Annotated in this window: 18 protein-coding genes; 10 read left to right on the forward strand and 8 right to left on the reverse strand. The window is 67.5% G+C overall.

All coding sequences use genetic code 11. The annotated features are described in order from the left end of the window. Positions 1 to 52: 52 nt before the first annotated feature. On the reverse strand, positions 53 to 1447 hold the full coding sequence (locus tag G3T14_RS00590) for a chromosome partitioning protein ParA (RefSeq protein ID WP_163639079.1): 1395 nt from the start codon (positions 1445 to 1447) through the stop codon (positions 53 to 55). A 411-nt stretch (positions 1448 to 1858) separates the two neighbouring features. On the opposite strand from G3T14_RS00590, the gene G3T14_RS00595 reads away from it, so the two are divergent. Beyond that, entirely contained in the window at positions 1859 to 2419 is a 561-nt protein-coding gene (locus G3T14_RS00595) for a DUF4337 domain-containing protein (protein WP_163639080.1), read from the forward strand. A gap of 68 nt (positions 2420 to 2487) precedes the next feature. Further along, positions 2488 to 2994, forward strand: a complete 507-nt coding sequence (locus tag G3T14_RS00600) for a phosphate-starvation-inducible PsiE family protein (RefSeq protein ID WP_163639081.1) — start codon at positions 2488 to 2490, stop codon at positions 2992 to 2994. A 44-nt stretch (positions 2995 to 3038) separates the two neighbouring features. On the opposite strand, the gene G3T14_RS00605 is transcribed toward G3T14_RS00600, so the two are convergent. Both G3T14_RS00605 and G3T14_RS00610 read right to left on the reverse strand, forming a co-directional pair. Next, entirely contained in the window at positions 3039 to 4526 is a 1488-nt protein-coding gene (locus G3T14_RS00605) for a discoidin domain-containing protein (RefSeq protein WP_163639082.1), read from the reverse strand. Positions 4527 to 4897: 371 nt separating this feature from the next. After that, a complete protein-coding gene (locus G3T14_RS00610; RefSeq protein WP_163639284.1) occupies positions 4898 to 6373 on the reverse strand; it encodes a glucan biosynthesis protein in 1476 nt (491 codons plus the stop codon). 224 nt (positions 6374 to 6597) lie between these two features. Between G3T14_RS00610 and mdoH the strand changes: the two genes are divergently transcribed. Continuing rightward, a complete protein-coding gene (gene mdoH / locus G3T14_RS00615) occupies positions 6598 to 8517 on the forward strand; it encodes a glucans biosynthesis glucosyltransferase MdoH (protein WP_163639083.1) in 1920 nt (639 codons plus the stop codon). A 25-nt stretch (positions 8518 to 8542) separates the two neighbouring features. On the opposite strand, the gene G3T14_RS00620 is transcribed toward mdoH, so the two are convergent. Together G3T14_RS00620 and G3T14_RS00625 are read right to left on the reverse strand one after the other, a co-directional pair. Then, positions 8543 to 8968, reverse strand: coding sequence for a hypothetical protein (locus G3T14_RS00620; protein ID WP_163639084.1), 426 nt, complete (start codon positions 8966 to 8968; stop codon positions 8543 to 8545). Between the two features lie 108 nt (positions 8969 to 9076). Beyond that, positions 9077 to 10240 (reverse strand): aminotransferase class V-fold PLP-dependent enzyme, encoded by a 1164-nt coding sequence (locus G3T14_RS00625; RefSeq protein WP_163639085.1) that lies wholly within the window; start codon positions 10238 to 10240, stop codon positions 9077 to 9079. Between the two features lie 161 nt (positions 10241 to 10401). Between G3T14_RS00625 and G3T14_RS00630 the strand changes: the two genes are divergently transcribed. Next, positions 10402 to 10920 (forward strand): TspO/MBR family protein, encoded by a 519-nt coding sequence (locus tag G3T14_RS00630; protein ID WP_163639086.1) that lies wholly within the window; start codon positions 10402 to 10404, stop codon positions 10918 to 10920. Between the two features lie 4 nt (positions 10921 to 10924). Here the strand turns inward: G3T14_RS00630 and hemA are convergent, their stop codons facing one another. After that, on the reverse strand, positions 10925 to 12223 hold the full coding sequence (hemA, locus tag G3T14_RS00635) for a 5-aminolevulinate synthase (RefSeq protein ID WP_163639286.1): 1299 nt from the start codon (positions 12221 to 12223) through the stop codon (positions 10925 to 10927). Between the two features lie 326 nt (positions 12224 to 12549). On the opposite strand from hemA, the gene G3T14_RS00640 reads away from it, so the two are divergent. Both G3T14_RS00640 and murA read left to right on the forward strand, forming a co-directional pair. After that, a complete protein-coding gene (locus tag G3T14_RS00640) occupies positions 12550 to 12786 on the forward strand; it encodes a hypothetical protein (RefSeq protein ID WP_163638976.1) in 237 nt (78 codons plus the stop codon). Between the two features lie 166 nt (positions 12787 to 12952). After that, complete coding sequence (murA, locus tag G3T14_RS00645; protein ID WP_163639087.1) at positions 12953 to 14242, forward strand: UDP-N-acetylglucosamine 1-carboxyvinyltransferase; 1290 nt, start codon at positions 12953 to 12955, stop codon at positions 14240 to 14242. 39 nt (positions 14243 to 14281) lie between these two features. Here murA and G3T14_RS00650 read toward each other — a convergent pair whose 3' ends face one another. Next, positions 14282 to 14587 carry a hypothetical protein gene (locus tag G3T14_RS00650; protein WP_163639288.1) on the reverse strand — a complete coding sequence of 102 codons (306 nt, stop codon included), beginning with the start codon at positions 14585 to 14587 and terminating at the stop codon, positions 14282 to 14284. 363 nt (positions 14588 to 14950) lie between these two features. Between G3T14_RS00650 and G3T14_RS00655 the strand changes: the two genes are divergently transcribed. From G3T14_RS00655 to G3T14_RS00670, 4 genes are read left to right on the forward strand one after another with little or no spacing between them, the layout of a single operon-like run. Next, positions 14951 to 15415, forward strand: a complete 465-nt coding sequence (locus tag G3T14_RS00655) for a DUF2948 family protein (protein WP_163639088.1) — start codon at positions 14951 to 14953, stop codon at positions 15413 to 15415. After that, positions 15415 to 16710 carry a histidinol dehydrogenase gene (gene hisD / locus G3T14_RS00660; protein ID WP_163639089.1) on the forward strand — a complete coding sequence of 432 codons (1296 nt, stop codon included), beginning with the start codon at positions 15415 to 15417 and terminating at the stop codon, positions 16708 to 16710. Before G3T14_RS00655 ends, hisD begins: the two co-directional genes overlap by 1 nt. Before the next feature lie 7 nt (positions 16711 to 16717). Next, entirely contained in the window at positions 16718 to 17200 is a 483-nt protein-coding gene (locus G3T14_RS00665) for a UPF0262 family protein (RefSeq protein ID WP_163639290.1), read from the forward strand. Positions 17201 to 17234: 34 nt separating this feature from the next. Then, entirely contained in the window at positions 17235 to 17699 is a 465-nt protein-coding gene (locus G3T14_RS00670; protein WP_163639090.1) for a low molecular weight phosphatase family protein, read from the forward strand. Here the strand turns inward: G3T14_RS00670 and G3T14_RS00675 are convergent. Further along, positions 17677 to 18543, reverse strand: a complete 867-nt coding sequence (locus G3T14_RS00675; RefSeq protein WP_163639292.1) for a C40 family peptidase — start codon at positions 18541 to 18543, stop codon at positions 17677 to 17679. The two genes, G3T14_RS00670 and G3T14_RS00675, sit on opposite strands and share 23 nt — an antisense overlap. Positions 18544 to 18556 lie beyond the last annotated feature (13 nt).

Genomic DNA, 18556 nt, shown 5'->3' on the forward strand with positions numbered 1-18556 from the left:
TCTCGGCGACGGTTCGGGCCTGTCGACCCGGCAGCGTTGTGCGTGCGGGCCGTCAGTTCGATTTGTCCGTCACCGCGAACGGCCTGACGTTGCTCGGCTCCGGCTGGGGGGCCGTCGCGGGCTCAGCGCGGTTGGCCGCTTCGTCACCCGCAAAAGAGCGGGCCGCACGCTTGAGCGCGTCGTGCTGCTTCTGGAGGGCGACGCGGCTCTCGCGCGCGATGTCGAGGGCGCCTTGCGCCATCTTGCGCTCGGAACGCTCGTGCTGGAGCTCCTCGATCAGGCGGTGGTTGACCACCTCGAAATCCGAGCGCTCGACCTCCTGGCGATGCACCAGGTGTTCGATCCGGTCGGACAGGCTCGCGACCCGCCCCGTGGCCTGCTCCAGCGCCGCATCCTTGGCGGCCATGGCCTTGGTGAACATCTCGCAGCGATGGTCCAGCTCGGAGCGCGCGCGCTGCATTTCGAGGAACCGCTCGGTCTGGCGGGCGAGGTCGGATTGGACGCTCTCCAGCCGGCGCTCCAGCGTCACGCGCTCGATGGACGATTCCTTGAGGCCGCGTTCGGCCGCCCGGCCGACCTCGTCGCGCTCCCGAAGCTGGTTGCGGAGCTGCTGGAGCATCTGGTCGGTGGTGGCGAGACGGCTCGTCGTCGCCTCCACCCGCATGGCGAGGCTCGCCCGCTCGGCCCGGTGGGTGGCGACCTCCGCCTCGTACTGGGCCTCGGCCTTCTGGCCGGCGGACGCCTCGTTCGCCAGTTGCTGTTCGAGGGTCCGGATGGTGGCGCGCCCGGCCTCCGCCTGCGTCTCGAACTCCTGGCTCCGGGCCGCGAGGTCGGCGAGCCGGGCCGCCTGGTCCTCGCTCACCACCTGAAGGCGCTGATTGTCCTGCTCCAACACGCTGCGGCTCTCGCGCAGGTCCTGAAGCTCGCTCTCCGCACGGGCCAGGGCCTGATCGAGGGACTTGGCCTCGATGCGCAGGGCCTTGCTTTCGCCCTGGAGCGCACGGGTCTGCTCCGTCTCGGAGAACAGGCGCCGCTCCAGGTTCTCGGCCGACAGGCTCTTGTCGCGCAGCGTGAGGCGCAGATCCTCGGCCGCCGCGTCCCGCTCCTGCAGGCTGGTCTCCAGGTGATTGAGCTGGATCGTGGCGGCGGAGAAGTCGTTCGTCACCGTCGCGAGGCGCCCCGTCATCTCGGCGATGTCGCGCCGCATGGTGGCCGCTCCGGCTTGCTCGAGGGCCAGCAGCGTCTCGACCTCGGAGATGCGGATCTTGGCCTTGGGCAGCTCGTCCGTGATCGCGATGATGGGTTCGAGGATGGCGGAGAAATCGCTCTGGAGCGACTTCAGCTCCTCGAGGCGGTCCGACATCTCGGACACGCGGAACCGTACGATCTCGTTGCGCTGGCCGATGGAATCCAGGGAAAAATCCCGCGTTTCGTTGATCGGGGTCAAATCTTCCGCGTCAGCAAACTTGTTATTGGTCGGAGGTATCTGATCTTTTAAAATAGTACGACCGTTATCAGTATCAGAACGCGCTCCAGCATCCTTCAACTCTCCGGTAGAAAATTTCTTGAAGGATAGCCATGCCATTACTGTGAGCCCACTGCCGCCCCCAACGCGACCTCTCGTCCTAACATGAGAAGTGAAACTCAACTCCATTGTCAACGCTGGGTTACGCTGGATTTTAATAATTTCTTTAAGCGTGCCTGATAAGTCGCCGGCGAATCGCGCCCGGCCCCGGCAGTTCCGACGGGCCACCGCGGGCCGCATTCCATGTGCATGCCATCTGCATGCCGGGCTGCCGCTGTTGCGTCCCCGGCCCCGATCGGGTGTGACTGCCGCCGTCGAATCGGGGGAGTCAGCATGTCGGGTGGTCACGGGTCGAGCGGGAATTCCAACAAGCGGGTCGCGCTGCTGATCTCGGTTCTGGCGCTGTTCCTCGCCCTCGCCGAGACCCTGGCCAAGGGTGCGCAGACCGACGCGCTCGGGGCCAATGTCGAATCCTCGAACCAATGGGCCTATTATCAGGCCCGCACCATCCGCGGCACGATCATCAAGACCGCAGACGAGACCCTGGCGCTGATCCCTCCCGATGCCGTGAGCGCGGAGGCGATCAAGGCCAAGCGGGCGGAATGGGCCAAGACCATGGCCCGCTGGGAATCCGATCCCGCCTCGGGCGATGGCCGCAAGGAACTGCAGGAGAAGGCGCGCCACAGCCAGGAGGTGCGGGATCTCGCCCTGCACCGCTACCACCACTACGAGTTCGGCTCGGCCGCCTTCCAGATCGGCATCGTGCTCGCCTCGGCCGAGGTCATCACCGGCATCGCCGCCCTGGTCTTCGCCGGTGGGTTCCTCGGCCTCGCCGGAATCGCCATGCTGGGCTTCGGGCTGTACGCCCCGCACGTTCTGCCGTTCTTTCACTAATCCGACCCGGGCGGGGCCCGCGTCCTGCCGACGACCGACCGTACCCAGCCGAAGGGGGACCGCGCACCATGGCACAGGATTCCGACAACGAAGGGCGCCTGACCCGATTGTCGACCTTCGTGTTCCTGCACACCGAACACGCGGTCTATGCCGCCCTCGGGCTCCTTCTCGCCACGACGGCGATCCTGGCGCTCATCGACGCCACGGGGCTGCTCATCGGGGCGATCCGAGAGCTCGGCGGTTCGGCCAAGCTCCTCGAGATCGTAGACCGGCTGCTGTTCCTGCTGATGCTGGTGGAGATCCTGCACACGGTCCGGGTCTCGATGCGGTCGGGCAAACTCACCTGCGAGCCGTTCCTCATCGTCGGGCTCATCGCCTCGATCCGGCGGGTGCTGGTGATCACCCTGCAATCCTCGGAGGTGATGCACGGTGTGCTCACCCCCGAGCGCGAGATCCTGTTTCGGGCCTCGATGATCGAGCTCGGCGTGCTGGCCGGGCTGATCCTCACCATGGTGATCTCGATCTTCCTGCTGCACCGCGCCCGCGACGACCAGGGGGTCGCCGGTCAGGAATAGGGGCGTCGCTCGGCATCGCGCCGGTCCGCGCGGCCGGACTGCGCTCAGACCGACTTGACCTGGGTGACGACGAGGTCCTCCGCCGGAAACTCGATCATCCTGCGTCGATGCTCCGGCGTGTTCCGCCATCCGAGGGTCTGATCGAAAGGCTCGCCGTGAACGTACGTTTTCATGTACGTCCCAGAGCCGTCGCGCACGCAATAGACCTCATCGATCGTCTTGATGGCTTCGTAGAGACCACCGATCTGCGGGTGAAGATAATGAAGCGTCTCGATGCGATTTGACAGGCGACAGGCGACGTAAGCAAAAGTTCCATGTCCGAGGACAAGGTGCTGTGCATCGAGCAGAGCCAGAAAATCTTCTTTCAACGATCCATTTTGAACCCGGTAGGGGATGCTCCTACCTTTCAGGTAGTTCTCTATGGCATTGACGCAGGGGTTCCCCCGATCTTCGAAGACGAGGCGAACGCACGTGGCCTTCTTATGCAGGATGAGATTTTCGATACACAGCTTGTAATAGGCGAGCGGCGGCTGCCGATAGCCGTAGGCGACGGGCTGGTCGCCCTCGAAGATATCGCCGGAGCGAAAGTGCACGGTAATTTCATTCGGCCGTTTCTCGTCCAGGCAATTTTCCGTCGACAGGAAATGCGGTCTGATGAACTCCTGCGCCAAGGCGGTGAGTTCCACCTCGTCTTCGGTCCGGAACGACAGGAAGCGCTCGAGGACCGGAGAAAAGTCATCGGAATCGAAATACGAGCCCGCCAGGAAAGTCCCCCTGAGGCGCATGTCGTCATGCGCCATCAAGGTGATGCCGCGCACCGTCACGGGCTGCTTGAGTTCGAACAACTCATGCCGCCCCAGTTGCACCACCTCCATGTTCGTTCTCAGGGCCAGTTGTATGGCGTGCAGATACTGGTGGAACAGATTTCCCAGCCTGCCGGAATACGTGACCCTGAGGCCTACCATCCTGAGATCGGAATCTTGACCGATATTATACTCTTCCAGATTGTATCCGCCAATACTTCGATTATGCGTAAGAAGATTGTAATTCAGACCGTATGTCTGGCAATATTTGCAAAACGTATGGTTTTTTCGAAGAACGTGGACTTGCACCTTTGAGAGATGCAAACACTCTTCCTCTTTCAGAGAAAGACGAATATACCGCGCAAGAATTTTGCTTTGTAGTACTTTCTCAAATGGACGACTCCGATCTCGTGAGTCAAAGTAGGTAAAGCCCGAATGGACGACCGTCCATTGATCCTTCTGTTCGGCAACTTCGATGCACAACGTGCGCGAGCGATCAAAAAAACCACTCTTGCGATTGAAGATCGTTATTCGCTCGATCGGATAAGCGTATCCGAGATCGACCTCCCACCAAGGGTTGGCTTCCACCTCCGTGTGGAACGCAAAATCGCAGTCCATGGCGGATATGACAGCGTCATTGTCGCGTCGGTCCTTCGACCAAACGGCATAGGAGCTTTGCCGACATGCACAGCCTTCAGCGACATTGATCGTCTGGTGATCGTCATTCATCTAAGATCGTCTCCAGCGTATTCGTCTTGCCGATTTTCCCTGGCACGTCGTGCTCCCAACCTATCGTCGCTACGCTCGCTATTCGGATTTTACTTCACACAATATTCTGTGGTCGCTTGACTTGTCATATAAATAAATCGCCTCTAAATTTATTAGGCATTTTATAATACTGATACGACAGACTACAAAAATATTACTGGCGGGCTTTATCAGCGATATAGTGTCATCGATCTCCTAGCAAAAAGACAAATGCGAGCCAAGAGTGCCACCCGGGCATGGTCCGAACGATCGGCCTCATCGAGGCCGGGACTGTGCTCGCGCAGGTTCGGCGCCGGGTCCCTGGAGTCGGCCTCGGCCCATCTCGGCGCCGGTCAGGCCGGCCTGTCCCAGGTCTCGGTGAGCGCCTTGCCGTTCTGGATCAGGCGGGCGCGCAGGATCGTGTCTCCGGCCGGCAACGGCATGGGCGGGCGCCATTCCACATAGAGGCGCCAGCCGCCGGTCTGGGGCACGAACTCCACCACCGGGTCGACCATCGTGCCGGCACTGGCGGACACGTCGGCGATGAGCGTCGCGTTCCGGTCGGTGGGCAGGCTCGGCCCTTCGAAATCGACGACGTAGAGGCGTCGTTCGGGACGCGGCGGCATGGTCGGGCGCAGGCGCTCGGCCGAGCCGACGCGGGTGGAGACCACCCGGGCGAACGCGCCCGGCATCACCGGGACCGGCTCGGCCCCTACCGTGGTCAGCGTGTAGCGCAGAGCCAGTTCCGCCCCGGCCGCGACCGGCGTGGCCGGTACGAAGGCCGCCACGATGTTGTCCATGTATTCTTCGCGCGACGGAATCTCGAAGAGCTGGACCGCACCCACGCCGAAACCCGCCTCCGGCGTGACCCATAAGCCGGGCCGGGCTTCATGCCGAGCCTGCACGTCGAGATAGGCGGCAAAGTTTCGTTCGCGCTGCAGCAGCCCGAATCCCTCCAGCGGATCGACGCCGAAGGCCGAGACCTGCGGCTGCGCCCGTCCGTTGACGAGGGGGCGCCATAGCTTGTCACCGCGGGTGGCGATGCTCAGCCCATCGGAATCGTGGACCTGGGGCCGGACATCGTCGAACGGCTCGGCCTGTCGCGCGCCCGGCCCGTTCTGCCCGTGCAGGAACATGCTGGTCAGCGGTGCGAGCCCGAGCCGCGCAATCGCCTGGCGCGAACACAGAGTGGCCTCCACCGCCATGACCGACGGATCGCCCGGCGTGATCGCGAAGCGATACGCGCCGGTGAGGCTCGGCGAATCGAGCAGTGCCAGCACGGTCAGGGTCCGCGCGTCGGCATGGGGCTCACAGATCCAGAACGCCGTGAAGTCCGGAAACTCCTCGGCGCCCGGGCCACCGGTGCGGATCGCGGCGCCACGCGCCGACAGGCCGTATTCCTGGCCGTTGCCCCGCAAGCGGAAATAGGACGCGCCGAGGAAGACCAGGAATTCTTCCTGGATAGCCGGCTTCGTATCATCGAATCCGTAGTGCACCCGGAAGCCGGCAAAGCCGAGATCCGGGGCGAAGGTCTGTCCCTGCAGCGTCGGCCCGAGGTCGAACAGGTCCGAGCCGTAGGCGATCCGGCGCGGGGGGCCTTCCGGGGGTTGGAGGTAGAGGTCGACGCGCTTGCGCTGAAGGAAGCCGCGATGGAACAGCTGCGCCGAGAAATGCTCCCCGAGGCGGGGGCTCGCCTGTGGACGGAAGGTGATCGCCCGGTAGGCGTCGTAGCTGAGGGCGGCGAGCGGCGCCGGCAGATCGTCGTCATGCGGACGATACGGGCTTGCCGCCAGTGCCTTCGCCTGCGCGACCACGCCGGCAAAGGTCATCGCCGCACCGGAAACGGTGTCCGCAGCCATCGTTCGGGCGGTATTCAGGTCGACGAGACTAGGCATCAGCATGCCCGCAGTCGCGCCCATCGTGGCTTGCAGGGCCGTCCGCCGCGAGATGGGGCCGGTTCCTCCGGATCCATCGAGACCGTCGCCGTCGCTCATCGGTTGCCTTTTCGCAATCGGGCCTCGGTGTCCCGCTACGCTCGAGTGTCACACGCCCCATGTCACAACGGTTGTTGCACGACGCCCCGGCGGTCGAAATCCCTTCCGGCGCGGGTCCGTCCGAAATGCGATCGAGCCCGGAGCGATCCCTGCTCGGCCGCCGGCTGATGCTGGCGCTGCCGCCCTTGGCCATCGCCGCCGCCATCGCCGCCCTGGCGGTGATGGCCTATGGCCGGCCGACCGGGCCCCTGGGCTGGAGCGTCCTCGTCCTGTTCGGCCTGGTGATGGCCTGGCAAGCGTTCGTGGCCTGGCAATACGTCTACGGCCTACTCGCCGTCCGGTTCGGTGACCGGGCGAAATCCGCTCTCGAAATCCGCTCGGCGCGCGTACCGGCCACGGCCTCCGGCCTCAGTCGGACGGCCGCAGTGGTGGCGATCCACGCCGAGGATGCGGTGGCGGTCTTTTCCGCTCTGCGCGTCATGGCCCGCTCGCTCCAGCGCGGCGGCGGCGACGGCTCGGACATCGACCTCTTCGTCCTCTCCGACACCCGTAACGGCGCCATCGCGGCGATGGAGGAGCACGAATTCGCCCGCATCGAAGCCTGGGCCCGGCAGAACGGCCCCGGCTTGCCGCGTCTGCGCTACCGCCGGCGCCAGGACAATGCCGGGCGCAAGGCCGGCAACATCGCCGAGTTCTGCAAGACCTACGGCACCGCGTACGACTTCATGATCGTGCTCGACGCCGACAGCCTGATGACCGGCTCCGCCATGCGCCGCCTGGCCCGGCTGATGGAGGAAAGCCCCAAGGTCGGCCTGATCCAGACCGTCAGCTACGCCACCGGCCGCGACACCCTGTTCGCCCGCATCCAGCAATTCGCCGTGCGCCTCTACGCGCCGCTGTCGATCCGGTGCCTGGAGACGTGGCAGGGGCCGGACGGAAGCTACTGGGGCCACAACGCCATCCTGCGGGTGGCGGCCTTCGCCGACAATGCGGAGCTTCCCGTGCTGCCCGGCAAGGCGCCGCTCGGCGGCGAGATCCTGTGCCACGACATCGTCGAAGGCGCCTTGCTGCGCCGCGCTGGCTGGGAGGTCTGCCTTCTGCCGGAGATGGGCGGCACCTGGGAGGAGATGCCGACGAACCTCGTCGACCTGCTCGGGCGCGAACGGCGCTGGTGCCAGGGCAACATGCAGCACCTGCGGGTGGTGCCGATGCCCGGCCTGAAGGCCGCCAGCCGCTGGCATCTGGCGGTCGGCATCCTGTCCTACATGGCCTGCCCGCTCTGGGTGGCATTCCTGGCGCTGGCCACGATCCAGGCTGCCGGCACCGGCGATCTCGGGCTGCTCGCCTATGGGCTCACGGGTTCGGGCGCCGCCGCCCATGCGCTGGCCGCTCTCGTCGTCACGGTGCTGGCGCTGCCGAAACTCCTCAGCCTCGGCCATGTCCTCGCCTCGTCGGAGCGCCGCGCGGCCTTCGGCGGAACCGGAGCGCTCCTGAAGAGCGCCGCCCTCGAACAGGTGGTCTGGGTGCTGCTGTGGCCGGTGATGACGCTGTTCGCGGCCGGTGCCGTCGCCACCACCTTCGTCGGACGGGTGGTGCGTTGGGATTCGCAGGTGCGCGACGACCGCAAGGTGTCGTGGCGCGAGGCTTGCCGGCTTCAGGTCGATACCCTCGTGGCGGGCGCGCTGCTCGCCGGCCTCCTCGCCTATGCGGGCGACCCCTGGCTCGCTGTGTGGATGGCGCCGGTGGCCCTCGGGCTGCTGTCGAGCCCCGCCCAGAGCGTGATCACCAGCCGCAGCGATCTCGGCCGGGCCGCCCAGGCGCGCGGCCTGTTCCTCACCTCGGACGACACCGACCGCGCCCTGGAACTCGTCGACCTCGCCCAGAGCCGGGGCGGCGGCACCTCCGATGCCGCCCGGGCGCGGTCACGGCCCCCGGGCGCACCCGTCGCCTGGATCGCCGACGAGGCCTCGGCGTCCTGAGGCACGCAACGTCTGCGTCTCGTGGCTACGGCTTGTTCAGCACATCGATTGGGTTGGTGCGCTGGGCCGGGCTCGGCTCCTTGGTGACGCTGCTCGGGGTCTGTGGGCTCGTGCGATCCCCCGATTGCCGCGGCAGGCCGGTGCCGCTTGCGAGTTCCAGGCAGGTCACCATCTCCACGTAGGACGGGAAGCCTCCGGCCTCGAACTGCTTCTCGCACTGGCTCTTGGCGGCCGGAGTGAATTCGCCCCAGCGGCGCTTGACCTCGTCATGCGCGGCGCGCTCCGAACGCAGACAGCCGTCCTGGCTCGCGGTGTCGCTGACGCTGGCCGAGGCCGCCGATTGGCAGGTCCTGGCGATGTCGAGGTCCGGCGGACCCTCGGCGCCCAGAGCGGGGGCGACCAGCATCATGAGGGCGAAGGCCCCGGCGAGGAGGGGCGTGCGATCGGTCATGACGGGTCTTTCCAGGTCCAGGGCGTGCCAAGTCTAAGGCGTGCCAAATCGAGAGGCTCGTGCCGACAACGCGAACAACGGCGCTTTGCCCCGTTCGTCGTGCGAAAATCATGCGGTGGCGTCGCGCAGGGCCCTATCGAGATCGCGAAACAGGTCGTCCACGTCCTCGATACCGACGGAGAGCCGCAGCAGATCGGGCGGGCAGGGCGAGTTGGCGCCCTCCACCGAGGCGCGGTGTTCGATAAGGCTCTCGACACCGCCGAGCGAGGTCGCCCGCTTCCACAGCCTGACCCGCGCCGCCGTGGCGATGGCGGCGGCCTCGCCCGCCGCCACCCGAATCGACAGCATGAAGCCGAAGCCGCCGGTCATCTGGCGCGCGGCCACCGCATGGCCGGGACAGTCGGGCAGGCCCGGATACAGCACCGAACCCACGTGAGGATGCGCCTGGAAGCGGCGTGCGAGATCGGCGGCCGCTGCCGATTGGGCCGCCGCGCGCAGGTGCAGGGTCCGCAGCGAGCGCATCAGCAGGTAGGCTTCGAACGGCCCGAGGATCGCGCCCCCGCCTGCGCGCAGGGAGACGATCCGTTCCCAGAACCCGTCCTGTACGGCGCCGGCCAGCACTCCGGCGACCACATCGGAATGGCCGTTGAGGATCTTGGTGGCCGAATGCATCACGATGTCGGCCCCGAGGGTCAGGGGCCGGGTGTGAACCGGGGACGCGGCGGTGGAATCCACCGCCAGCCGCGCACCGGCCGCATGCGCGATCTCGGCGGCGGCGGCGATGTCGGTGATGGTCCAGAGCGGGTTGCCGGGGGTCTCGATCCAGACGAGCCTGGTGACGCCCGGCCGCATCGCGGCGCGCAAGGCGGGCAGATCGTCCATGGCGACGAAATCGAGGGCGACGCCGCGGCGCGGCATCTCGGTCTGCAGCCAGCGGCGCAGGGCCCAATACATGACATGGGGCGCCACCACGTGGTCGCCGGGCTCCAGCGCCGAAAAGACGGCGGTGGCCGCCGCCATGCCGGAGCCGAACAGCAGGGCGCCGGCCCCCGCCGCCTCCAGCATCGCGATCACCGATTCGGCCTCGCGCACGGTGGCGTTGTCCGGCCGGGCGTAGGAATAGCCCGAGGCATAGCCGTTGTCGGGATCGCGCAGGAACGTCGTCGAGACGTGGAGCGGGGCGACCACCGCCTTCGTCACCGGATCGATCCGCCCCATCGCCTGTGCCGCGAGGCTTCTGGGCTGGAACGCGTCGGGGGTCTCGTCTGTCATACGGATTACACGTCCTCGTGAGGTCGGCGTTCTGCGGACCGAGCCTTAAGGTAAGGATCGCAATGTCTCCGAAGAGCATTCGCTTTCCAAAGAGCATTCGCTTTCCGAAAAGCGCCCGCGCCCGCCCACGATTTCAACAGACCGAGGATTTCGACAGACCCATGACATTCGCCACCCCTGTCCCCGAGAAGACCGTCCTGCCGGTCCCGGGCCGTCTCGCGGCCGCGATCCTGCCGGTAGCGCTCACGGCCTTCCTCGCCTCGCTGGCGACCGGGGCGAATATCGGCGGGTGGTACGCGGGCCTGACCAAGCCGGCCTTCAACCCGCCGAACTGGGCCTTTCCGGTGGCCTGGACGCTCCTCTACGCGATGATCGCGCTCTCGGCCTGGCGGCTGCTCGGCGCGCTCCCCCGCTCCGGGCCGAGCCGGCAGGGCTGGTGGCTCGCCCTGGCCGCCTTCGCGGTGCAGCTCGCGCTCAACGCGGCCTGGACGCCGACCTTCTTTGCGGCCCACGCGATGGGCCCCGCCGTGATCGTCTCGGCGGCGATGTTCGTGATGATCCTGTGGACGATCCGCCTGTCCTGGCGCTTCGACCGCGCGGCAGCGTGGCTGCTGGTGCCCTACGCCGCCTGGGTCGGTTTCGCGACCGTTCTGACGGCCGCGATCTGGCGCCTGAACTGAGGGGCTATTCGGCGGCCTCGACGAACACGGTGCCGGCGCGCGGCAGGTCGAGGGTGTCCCAGGTCTCGGCCAGCGCTGCGGTCAGCTTGGCGATCTTGGCGTCGTCGTGGAACGGCGACGGGGTGATGCGCAGGCGCTCGGTGCCGCGCGGCACGGTGGGGTAGTTGATCGGCTGGATGTAGATGCCGTGATGCTCGAGCAGGTGGTCGGCCGCCGCCTTGCACAGCTCGGCATCGCCCACCATCACCGGCACGATATGGGTCTCGGTGTGGAGTACCGGCAGGCCGGCGGCCTCCAGCGCCACCTTGGTGCGCGCGGCCTGGCGCTGATGCGCCTCGCGCTCCACCGCCGAGCGCTTGAGGTAGCGGACCGAGGCGCGGGCGGCCGCGGCGATGGCCGGGGGCAGCGCAGTGGTGAAGATGAATCCCGGGGCGTGGCTGCGGACCGCGTCGCACAGGACGCTGGTGCCGGTGATGTAGCCGCCGACGCAGCCGAAGCCCTTGGCCAGCGTGCCCTCGATCACGTCGACCCGGTGCATCACCCCGTCGCGCTCGCTGATGCCGCCGCCGCGCGGGCCGTAGAGGCCGACCGCATGGACCTCGTCGAGATAGGTCATGGCGCCGTAGCGATCGGCGAGATCGCAGATCGCGCCGATGTCGGAAACGTCCCCATCCATGGAATAGACGCTCTCGAAGGCGATCAGCTTCGGGCGATCGCCCGCCGCGATCAGCAGCTCCTCGAGGTGGGCGAGGTCGTTGTGGCGAAAGATGCGCTTCTCGCAGCCCGAATGACGCACGCCCTCGATCATCGAGTTGTGGTTGAAGGCATCCGACAGGATGAGACAGTTCGGGATCAGCTTGGCGATGGTCGAGATGCCGGCCTGGTTCGAGACGTAGCCCGAGGTGAAGACGAGGCCCGCCTCCTTGCCGTGCAGGTCGGCGAGTTCGCGCTCCAGATCGACCAGGGGCGAGTTGTTGCCGGCGATGTTGCGAGTGCCGCCCGCGCCGACACCGCAGCGCATCGCGGTCTGGGTCATGGCGTTCACGACGTCGGGGTGCTGGCCCATGCCGAGGTAATCGTTCGAACACCACACGGTGATCTCGGAGGTGCCGCCGTCGGGCTTGCGCCAATGCGCGATCGGGAAGCGGCCAGCGATGCGCTCGATATCGGCGAAGACGCGGTAGCGGCGCTCGCCATGCAGGCGGTCGAGGGCGGTGCGGAAATGGGATTCGTAGGCCGCACGACCGAGCCCCGGCTTGTGGGGGGCGGCATCGGTCTCGGCAATCTTGATCGTCGCGGGCATCCGGTTCACGGGCATCCGTCCTTCACGCTTGGGCTGACTGGCCGGCGGTGGGATCGCGGCCTTTGGCGGGATCGTTTCCATGCAGACCCTCTCTTGAGGACGGGGGCCTTGATGCAATCGGTCTCGTTGGTCGGGTTGCGGCACGCGCCTCGGCAAAGGGCTTCGGCACCGAGACCCGCGTATTTGCGCTGGTTCCTCCAGCGCGAATGAACGATACAGGCGAACTTGGAATTGGTTCAAGTCGACAACCGCATTCCTGCTCTGCGCCCTCTCGGACGGTGCCGCACAGCCGGCAATTGGCCCTGGCGACGATGGGTCGCGTACGCATGACTGACGGAACGAAGGCCAAAGATCCCCGTGCCGAGCGCCTCAAGGCGGCGCTGCGGGACAACCTGAGGCGGCGCAAGGCCCAGATCCGCGAGCGCGCCGGCGAAGGCCCCGCCAAGGGCGTCCCGTCCAACGATCCGCACTCTCAGGATCAGGAGCGCCGGGACGACGGCAAGAGCCCCGGGACGGACGGCAAGAGCCCCGGGACGGACGGCAAGAGCCCCGGGACGGAATGACGGGCGGTCCGGTGTGAGCCGGCTATCGCGATCCTCTTTCGGACAAAACTGCCGTATAGGCGGACCGCAAGTGCGCTGCGGGCGCGCCACGCGCCTCCGCGACTTTCCGTAAACGACATCGGCGCTGCGTCCTCGGGCGGTGCGGCACCAGGGCAAGGTTAAGACGATGGACCGCATCAACATCATCGGCGGCAGGCCGCTCCATGGCGTCATCCCGATCTCGGGCGCCAAGAACGCCGCCCTGCCCCTGATGATCGCCAGCCTGATGACCGGCGAGACCCTCGAGCTCGGCAACGTGCCGCGGCTCGCCGACATCAACGCGCTGCTGCGCATCCTCGGCAACCACGGCGTCGACCACATGGTGGTGGGCAAGCGCCCCGGCCAGACCACCGAGACCGGCCAGACCATCCGGCTCACCGCCTCGAACGTCATCGACACCACGGCGCCCTACGAACTCGTCTCGATCATGCGGGCGAGCTTCTGGGTGATCGCGCCGCTGCTGGCGCGCTTCGGCGAGGCCCGCGTCTCGATGCCGGGCGGCTGCGCCATCGGCACGCGCCCGGTCGACCTGCTGCTGATGGCCCTCGAGAAGCTCGGCGCCACCATCGAGATCGACGGCGGCTACGTGGTCGCCCGCGCCAAGAACGGCCTGCGCGGCGGCGAGATCCACTTCCCCAAGGTCACCGTGGGCGGTACCCACGTGGCCCTGATGGCGGCGGCCCTCGCCAATGGCTCGACCCTGATCGAGAACGCCGCCCGCGAGCCGGAGGTGGTGGATCTGGCTGCCTGCCTCACCAAGATGGGCGCGCGGATCGAGGGAGCCGGCACCCCGCGCATCGTCGTCGAGGGCGTCTCGCGCCTGCACGGCGCCCGTCACGACGTCCTGCCCGACCGGATCGAGACCGGCACCTACGCCATGGCGGTGGCGATGACCGGCGGCGACGTGACCCTGGAGAACACCCGCGCCGACCTGCTGCATTCGGCCCTCGACATCCTGTCGACCACGGGCGCCGAAATCACGGTGGGCACCGATACGATCCGCATCCGCCGCAACGGCGGCGGCATCGCCGCGGTCGATGTCACCACCGACCCGTTCCCGGGCTTTCCCACCGACCTGCAGGCGCAGTTCATGGCGCTGATGACCCTGGCCAAGGGCCAGTCGCACATCCGCGAGACGATCTTCGAGAACCGCTTCATGCATGTGCAGGAACTGGCCCGCCTCGGCGCCAAGATCCGGCTCGAAGGCGATCTGGCGGTGGTCGAAGGCGTCGAGCGGCTCAAGGGCGCACCGGTGATGGCCACCGATCTGCGCGCCTCGGTCTCCCTCGTCATCGCCGGCTTGGCGGCAGAGGGCGAGACCAGCATCAACCGGGTCTACCATCTCGACCGCGGCTTCGAGGCGCTCGAGGCGAAATTGGCGCGATGCGGCGCCGAGATCACCCGCGTCCGCTCGTGAGACCACGCGCGCCGGCCCGACAGGCCGGCGCGCAGATTGTCAGCCGCCGACGGCGCCGCGCTTGAAGCCGAAGCCGGGAATCTCGCAGCCGCACGGCGCATTGTAGGGCGCGGGCCGGGTGACGCAGTTGCCGCGCGCGGTGACGCAGATGCTGCCGCCGCGTCCGCCCCGCGGGCGCCGATCGTAGCGATCCTCGTCGTAGCGGCGCCGCTCGTAGCGGTCCTCGTCGTAGCCACGCTCGCGCCGCGGCCGATCGTAGTCGCCGCCGCCGTAATACTGAGCCTTGGCCTCGAAGGCGCCGAGGCCGGTGCCGATCGTCGCGGCCGCCGCGATCGCCAGGATGATGCGCTTCACCGTTCTATCCTCTTTCCCAAACATCGTGCCGACCACCAGACATCGTGCCGACCACCATGACTGCGTCGGGTATGAACACGGGCATAAGGTGCGCCCGATGAACGCCGCCTGAGGCCGGTCCGACACACCACGCGACTGCCGCAACTCCTTGCCGGAACCGGTCCGGGGCTTCAACGCGCAAGAGAACCGAAACTCGACCTGAACCGTGCGGCAGATCGGCGGATCGTGACGGTGCCGATCACGGTGCGGCGGTTGCCGTGGACCAACGGCCTCGCTACCTAACGCACGCACCCGTTTTCCAAACCCCGGTGCAAGCCAGACCGGCGTCCCGAACAAGAGCGCGACACCCCCATCATGGAGCTTCTCAAGCTCGCCGCCCTCGATGCCGAAGACCTCGCTATCGTCTCGGCCCATCTCCAGGACGCGATCCTGAAGGCCGACGATCTGGCCTACCTCGCCGACAGCCATCGCTTCGTGCTGGTGGCGCGGCGGTTCGACTGGTCGGCGGAGGCGGGAGCCCCCCCGCGGCGGCGTCTGACCGGGGTGCATTTCGAGCGGGTGCTCGGGGTCCGCACCCGCGGGATCGTGCCGGGCGTCGCTTCGGACACGCCCCTGAACCTCCTCGCCGTCACCTTCGCGCCCACCGAGGCGCCGTCCGGCACCGCCACCCTGGTCTTTGCCGGCAATGCGGCGATCCAGCTCGACCTCGAATGCATCGAGGTGCGGCTGAAGGACCTCGGGCCGGTCTGGGAGGTGGAGGGCCGCCCGGATCACGACGCCGTGGCGGCCGGCCGTGCCGCCGTCGAGGGACGTTCCTGATGGTCAACCTGGACAGCCGCGACGCCGATTTCGCCCAAAGCTTCGCGCATCTGCTCACGGTGAAACGCGAAATCTCGGAGGATGTCGACGAGACCGTGCGGGCGATCATCGCGGGGGTGATCGCAGGCGGCGACGCCGCCCTCGTCGACTACACCCGCCGGTTCGACCGGGTCGATGCCGGTTTCACGGTGGATTCCCTGCGGGTGAGTGCGGCCGAGATCGCGGCCGCCATCGCCGATTGCCCGGCCGAAGCGCTGGAGGCTCTGCGCTTCGCCGCCGCCCGGATCGAGACCTTTCATGCGGCCCAGGTGCCGGGCGACCACAGCGCCACCGACGCGCTCGGGGTCACCAGCGGGTGGCGCTGGACCGGCCTCGAATCGGTAGGCCTCTACGTGCCCGGCGGAACCGCGAGCTACCCGTCCTCGGTGCTGATGAACGCGATCCCGGCCCGCGTGGCCGGCGTGCCGCGCGTCGTCATGGTGGTGCCGATGCCGGAGGGTAAGATGAACCCGCTGGTGCTCGCCGCCGCCGATCTCGCCGGCGTCCACGAGATCTACCGCGTCGGCGGCGCACAGGCGGTGGCGGCCCTCGCCTACGGAACCGACACCATCGCCCCCGTGGCCAAGATCGTCGGGCCGGGCAATGCCTGGGTGGCGGCGGCCAAGCGCCGGGTGTTCGGACAGGTCGGCATCGACATGATCGCCGGCCCGTCCGAGGTGCTGATCCTGGCCGATTCCCACGCCAATCCGGATTGGGTCGCCGCCGACCTGCTGGCCCAGGCCGAGCACGACGTGGCGGCGCAAGCGATCCTGATCACCGATTCGGCCGAACTCGCCGCGGCGGTGGAGGCGGCCGTGGAGCGCGCACTGACCACCCTGCCCCGTGAAAAAATCGCCCGGGCGAGCTGGCGCGACTACGGTGCGATCATCGTGGTGCGGAATTTCGACGAGGCGGTGCCGCTGGTCGACCGGCTCGCCCCCGAGCATCTCGAGATCGAGACGGCGGATGCCGAGGCGCTGGCCGCCAAGGTCCGCAATGCCGGGGCGATCTTCCTCGGCTCGCATACGCCCGAGGCCATCGGCGACTATGTCGGCGGCCCCAACCACGTCCTGCCGACGGCGCGCTCGGCGCGGTTCTCGTCCGGCCTCGGCGTGCTCGATTTCATGAAACGGACCACGATCCTGCGCTGCGATCCGGCGGCGCTGCGGGCGCTGGGCCCTGCGGCCATCGTGCTCGGACGGTCGGAGGGCCTCGAAGGTCACGCCCGCTCCGTGGCGATTCGCCTGAATCTGTGAGGGCATGATGGCGGCTGTGGAGAAGGGCCCGAACCGGCTCGCGGCGGTGACGCTGGACGAGGATTCGATCGGCCGGGGCAATCCGGACCAGGAGCACGAGCGCGCCATCGCGATCTTCGACATCCTGGAGGACAACAGCTTCTCGATCCCCGGACGCGAGGGGCCGTTCACGCTCACGCTCGGGCTCGTGGAGAACAAGCTCTCCTTCGCGATCGCCCGCGAGGGTGGCGATCCGGTGATGACCCACCTCCTGTCGCTGACCCCGTTCCGCCGGGTGATCCGCGATTACGAGATGATCTGCGAGAGCTACTACAACGCCATCAAGACGGCCTCGCCCACCCAGATCGAGGCCATCGACATGGGCCGGCGCGGGCTGCACAACGAGGCTTCGGAAACCTTGCGCCAGCGTCTGGAAGGCAAGGTCGACCTCGACCACGACACCGCCCGCCGCCTGTTCACGCTGGTCTTCGCCCTGCACTGGAAGGCCTGACCGGCGTTCCCAACGAGCCCGAGGGCAGACCCGGATGGCGGACGAGGCCGGCCCGACGAAGAAGAAGCGTGTTCAGTCGGCCCTGTTCATGTGCAACTTCAACGCCGTACGCTCGCTGGCGGCCGAGGCGATCGCACGCCATTATTTCGGAAAATCGATCTACGTGCAGTCGGCCGGCGTTCGCCTCGGCGAACCCGCCGATCCGTTCATGGTGGCGGCCCTCGACGAGATCGGCATCGACGCCTCGCGCCACAAGCCGCGGACCCTCGCGCAGCTCGAGGAATGGGAGGGGCTGAATTTCGACCTCATCATCACCCTGGCGCCCGAAGCCCACCACGCCGCGCTCGAACTGACGCGCTCCAACGCGGTGGAGGTCGAGTATTGGCCGACCCCCGACCCGACCGTGAATCAAGACGGCACCCGCGAGCAGCGCCTCGACGGCTACCGCGACGTCCGCGACGGATTGATCTTCCGGATCAAGACGCGGCTGAAGGGGTGATCCGCCGGATTCCGGTCACCGGGCCGTAGCTCTTTTCCAGGATCCGGGCGACCGCCGCCTCCAGGGGTTCCACCGCCACCGCCATGTGGAAGCCGTTGGCGTGGATGAGCCGCGTGGCATCGAGCATCAGGCCGACATGCCCGCGCCAGAACACCAGGTCGCCGCGGACGAGGGGGACGCGGTTCGGTGGCACCGCGTCCCCCAGCCCCCGCTCCTGCTGGTCGGCGTCGCGCGGTGCGGAAATCCCCGCAACCGCGAGGCAGAGCTGCACCAGACCCGAGCAATCGAGGCCGAGGCTCGTGCGTCCGCCCCAGAGATACGGGGTGCCGACGAGGCGTTCGGCAGTGCCGGCGAAATCGGGCGCCACGACGTCGAGCCCGGCGCAATGGCCGGCAAAGACCCACTCGCCGGTGGGGAGGCGCAGATATTCCCCCGTCTCCGAGACCACGGCGATGCGGGCGCCGAGGGTCAGATACCCGGTGGCGGGCTGCTTCAAGTCGGGGCCCGGATAGAGAAAGGTGCGCAGAGCCGTGACGCGGTGACTGGGCGCCGGGTCGGCCGGGCCGAGAGCCGCTTCTTCCAAGTACCCGACATAGCCGTCATGGCCGAGCCGGACATAGGCGAAGCCTTCCTCGGCGTCGTAGAGGGTCACCGCGTCGCCCATCACCGCCTCGGTGTCGAGGCCGGCATCGAAGCGCGGCGACCGGCGCAACGGCGCCGACGGCACTACGACCCGGCGCGCCTCGCCGACGACGTAGCGGTCGGCTGCGACCCGGCCACGCAACCGGATGTCGGCGAGATCGGGACGCGCCGGAATCAGGCGTGGATCGGTGATGTCGAGCAGATCTGCGAGCATG

Origin of the sequence: Methylobacterium sp. BTF04 (genome assembly GCF_010692745.1) — a bacterium.
GTDB lineage: Bacteria > Pseudomonadota > Alphaproteobacteria > Rhizobiales > Beijerinckiaceae > Methylobacterium.

Bases quoted from the DNA above. Each gene is read 5' to 3' on its own strand.
- G3T14_RS00600 (WP_163639081.1), top strand. From the start codon at position 2,488: ATGGCACAGGATTCCGACAACGAAGGGCGCCTGACCCGATTGTCGACC.
- G3T14_RS00605 (WP_163639082.1), bottom strand. From the start codon at position 4,526: ATGAATGACGATCACCAGACGATCAATGTCGCTGAAGGCTGTGCATGT.
- G3T14_RS00610 (WP_163639284.1), bottom strand. From the start codon at position 6,373: ATGACCTTTGCCGGCGTGGTCGCGCAGGCGAAGGCACTGGCGGCAAGC.
- murA (WP_163639087.1), top strand. From the start codon at position 12,953: ATGGACCGCATCAACATCATCGGCGGCAGGCCGCTCCATGGCGTCATC.
- hisD (WP_163639089.1), top strand. From the start codon at position 15,415: ATGGTCAACCTGGACAGCCGCGACGCCGATTTCGCCCAAAGCTTCGCG.
- G3T14_RS00655 (WP_163639088.1), top strand. From the start codon at position 14,951: ATGGAGCTTCTCAAGCTCGCCGCCCTCGATGCCGAAGACCTCGCTATC.
- mdoH (WP_163639083.1), top strand. From the start codon at position 6,598: ATGTCACAACGGTTGTTGCACGACGCCCCGGCGGTCGAAATCCCTTCC.
- G3T14_RS00630 (WP_163639086.1), top strand. From the start codon at position 10,402: ATGACATTCGCCACCCCTGTCCCCGAGAAGACCGTCCTGCCGGTCCCG.
- G3T14_RS00640 (WP_163638976.1), top strand. From the start codon at position 12,550: ATGACTGACGGAACGAAGGCCAAAGATCCCCGTGCCGAGCGCCTCAAG.
- G3T14_RS00665 (WP_163639290.1), top strand. From the start codon at position 16,718: ATGGCGGCTGTGGAGAAGGGCCCGAACCGGCTCGCGGCGGTGACGCTG.
- G3T14_RS00625 (WP_163639085.1), bottom strand. From the start codon at position 10,240: ATGACAGACGAGACCCCCGACGCGTTCCAGCCCAGAAGCCTCGCGGCA.
- hemA (WP_163639286.1), bottom strand. From the start codon at position 12,223: ATGCCCGCGACGATCAAGATTGCCGAGACCGATGCCGCCCCCCACAAG.
- G3T14_RS00595 (WP_163639080.1), top strand. From the start codon at position 1,859: ATGTCGGGTGGTCACGGGTCGAGCGGGAATTCCAACAAGCGGGTCGCG.
- G3T14_RS00670 (WP_163639090.1), top strand. From the start codon at position 17,235: ATGGCGGACGAGGCCGGCCCGACGAAGAAGAAGCGTGTTCAGTCGGCC.
- G3T14_RS00620 (WP_163639084.1), bottom strand. From the start codon at position 8,968: ATGACCGATCGCACGCCCCTCCTCGCCGGGGCCTTCGCCCTCATGATG.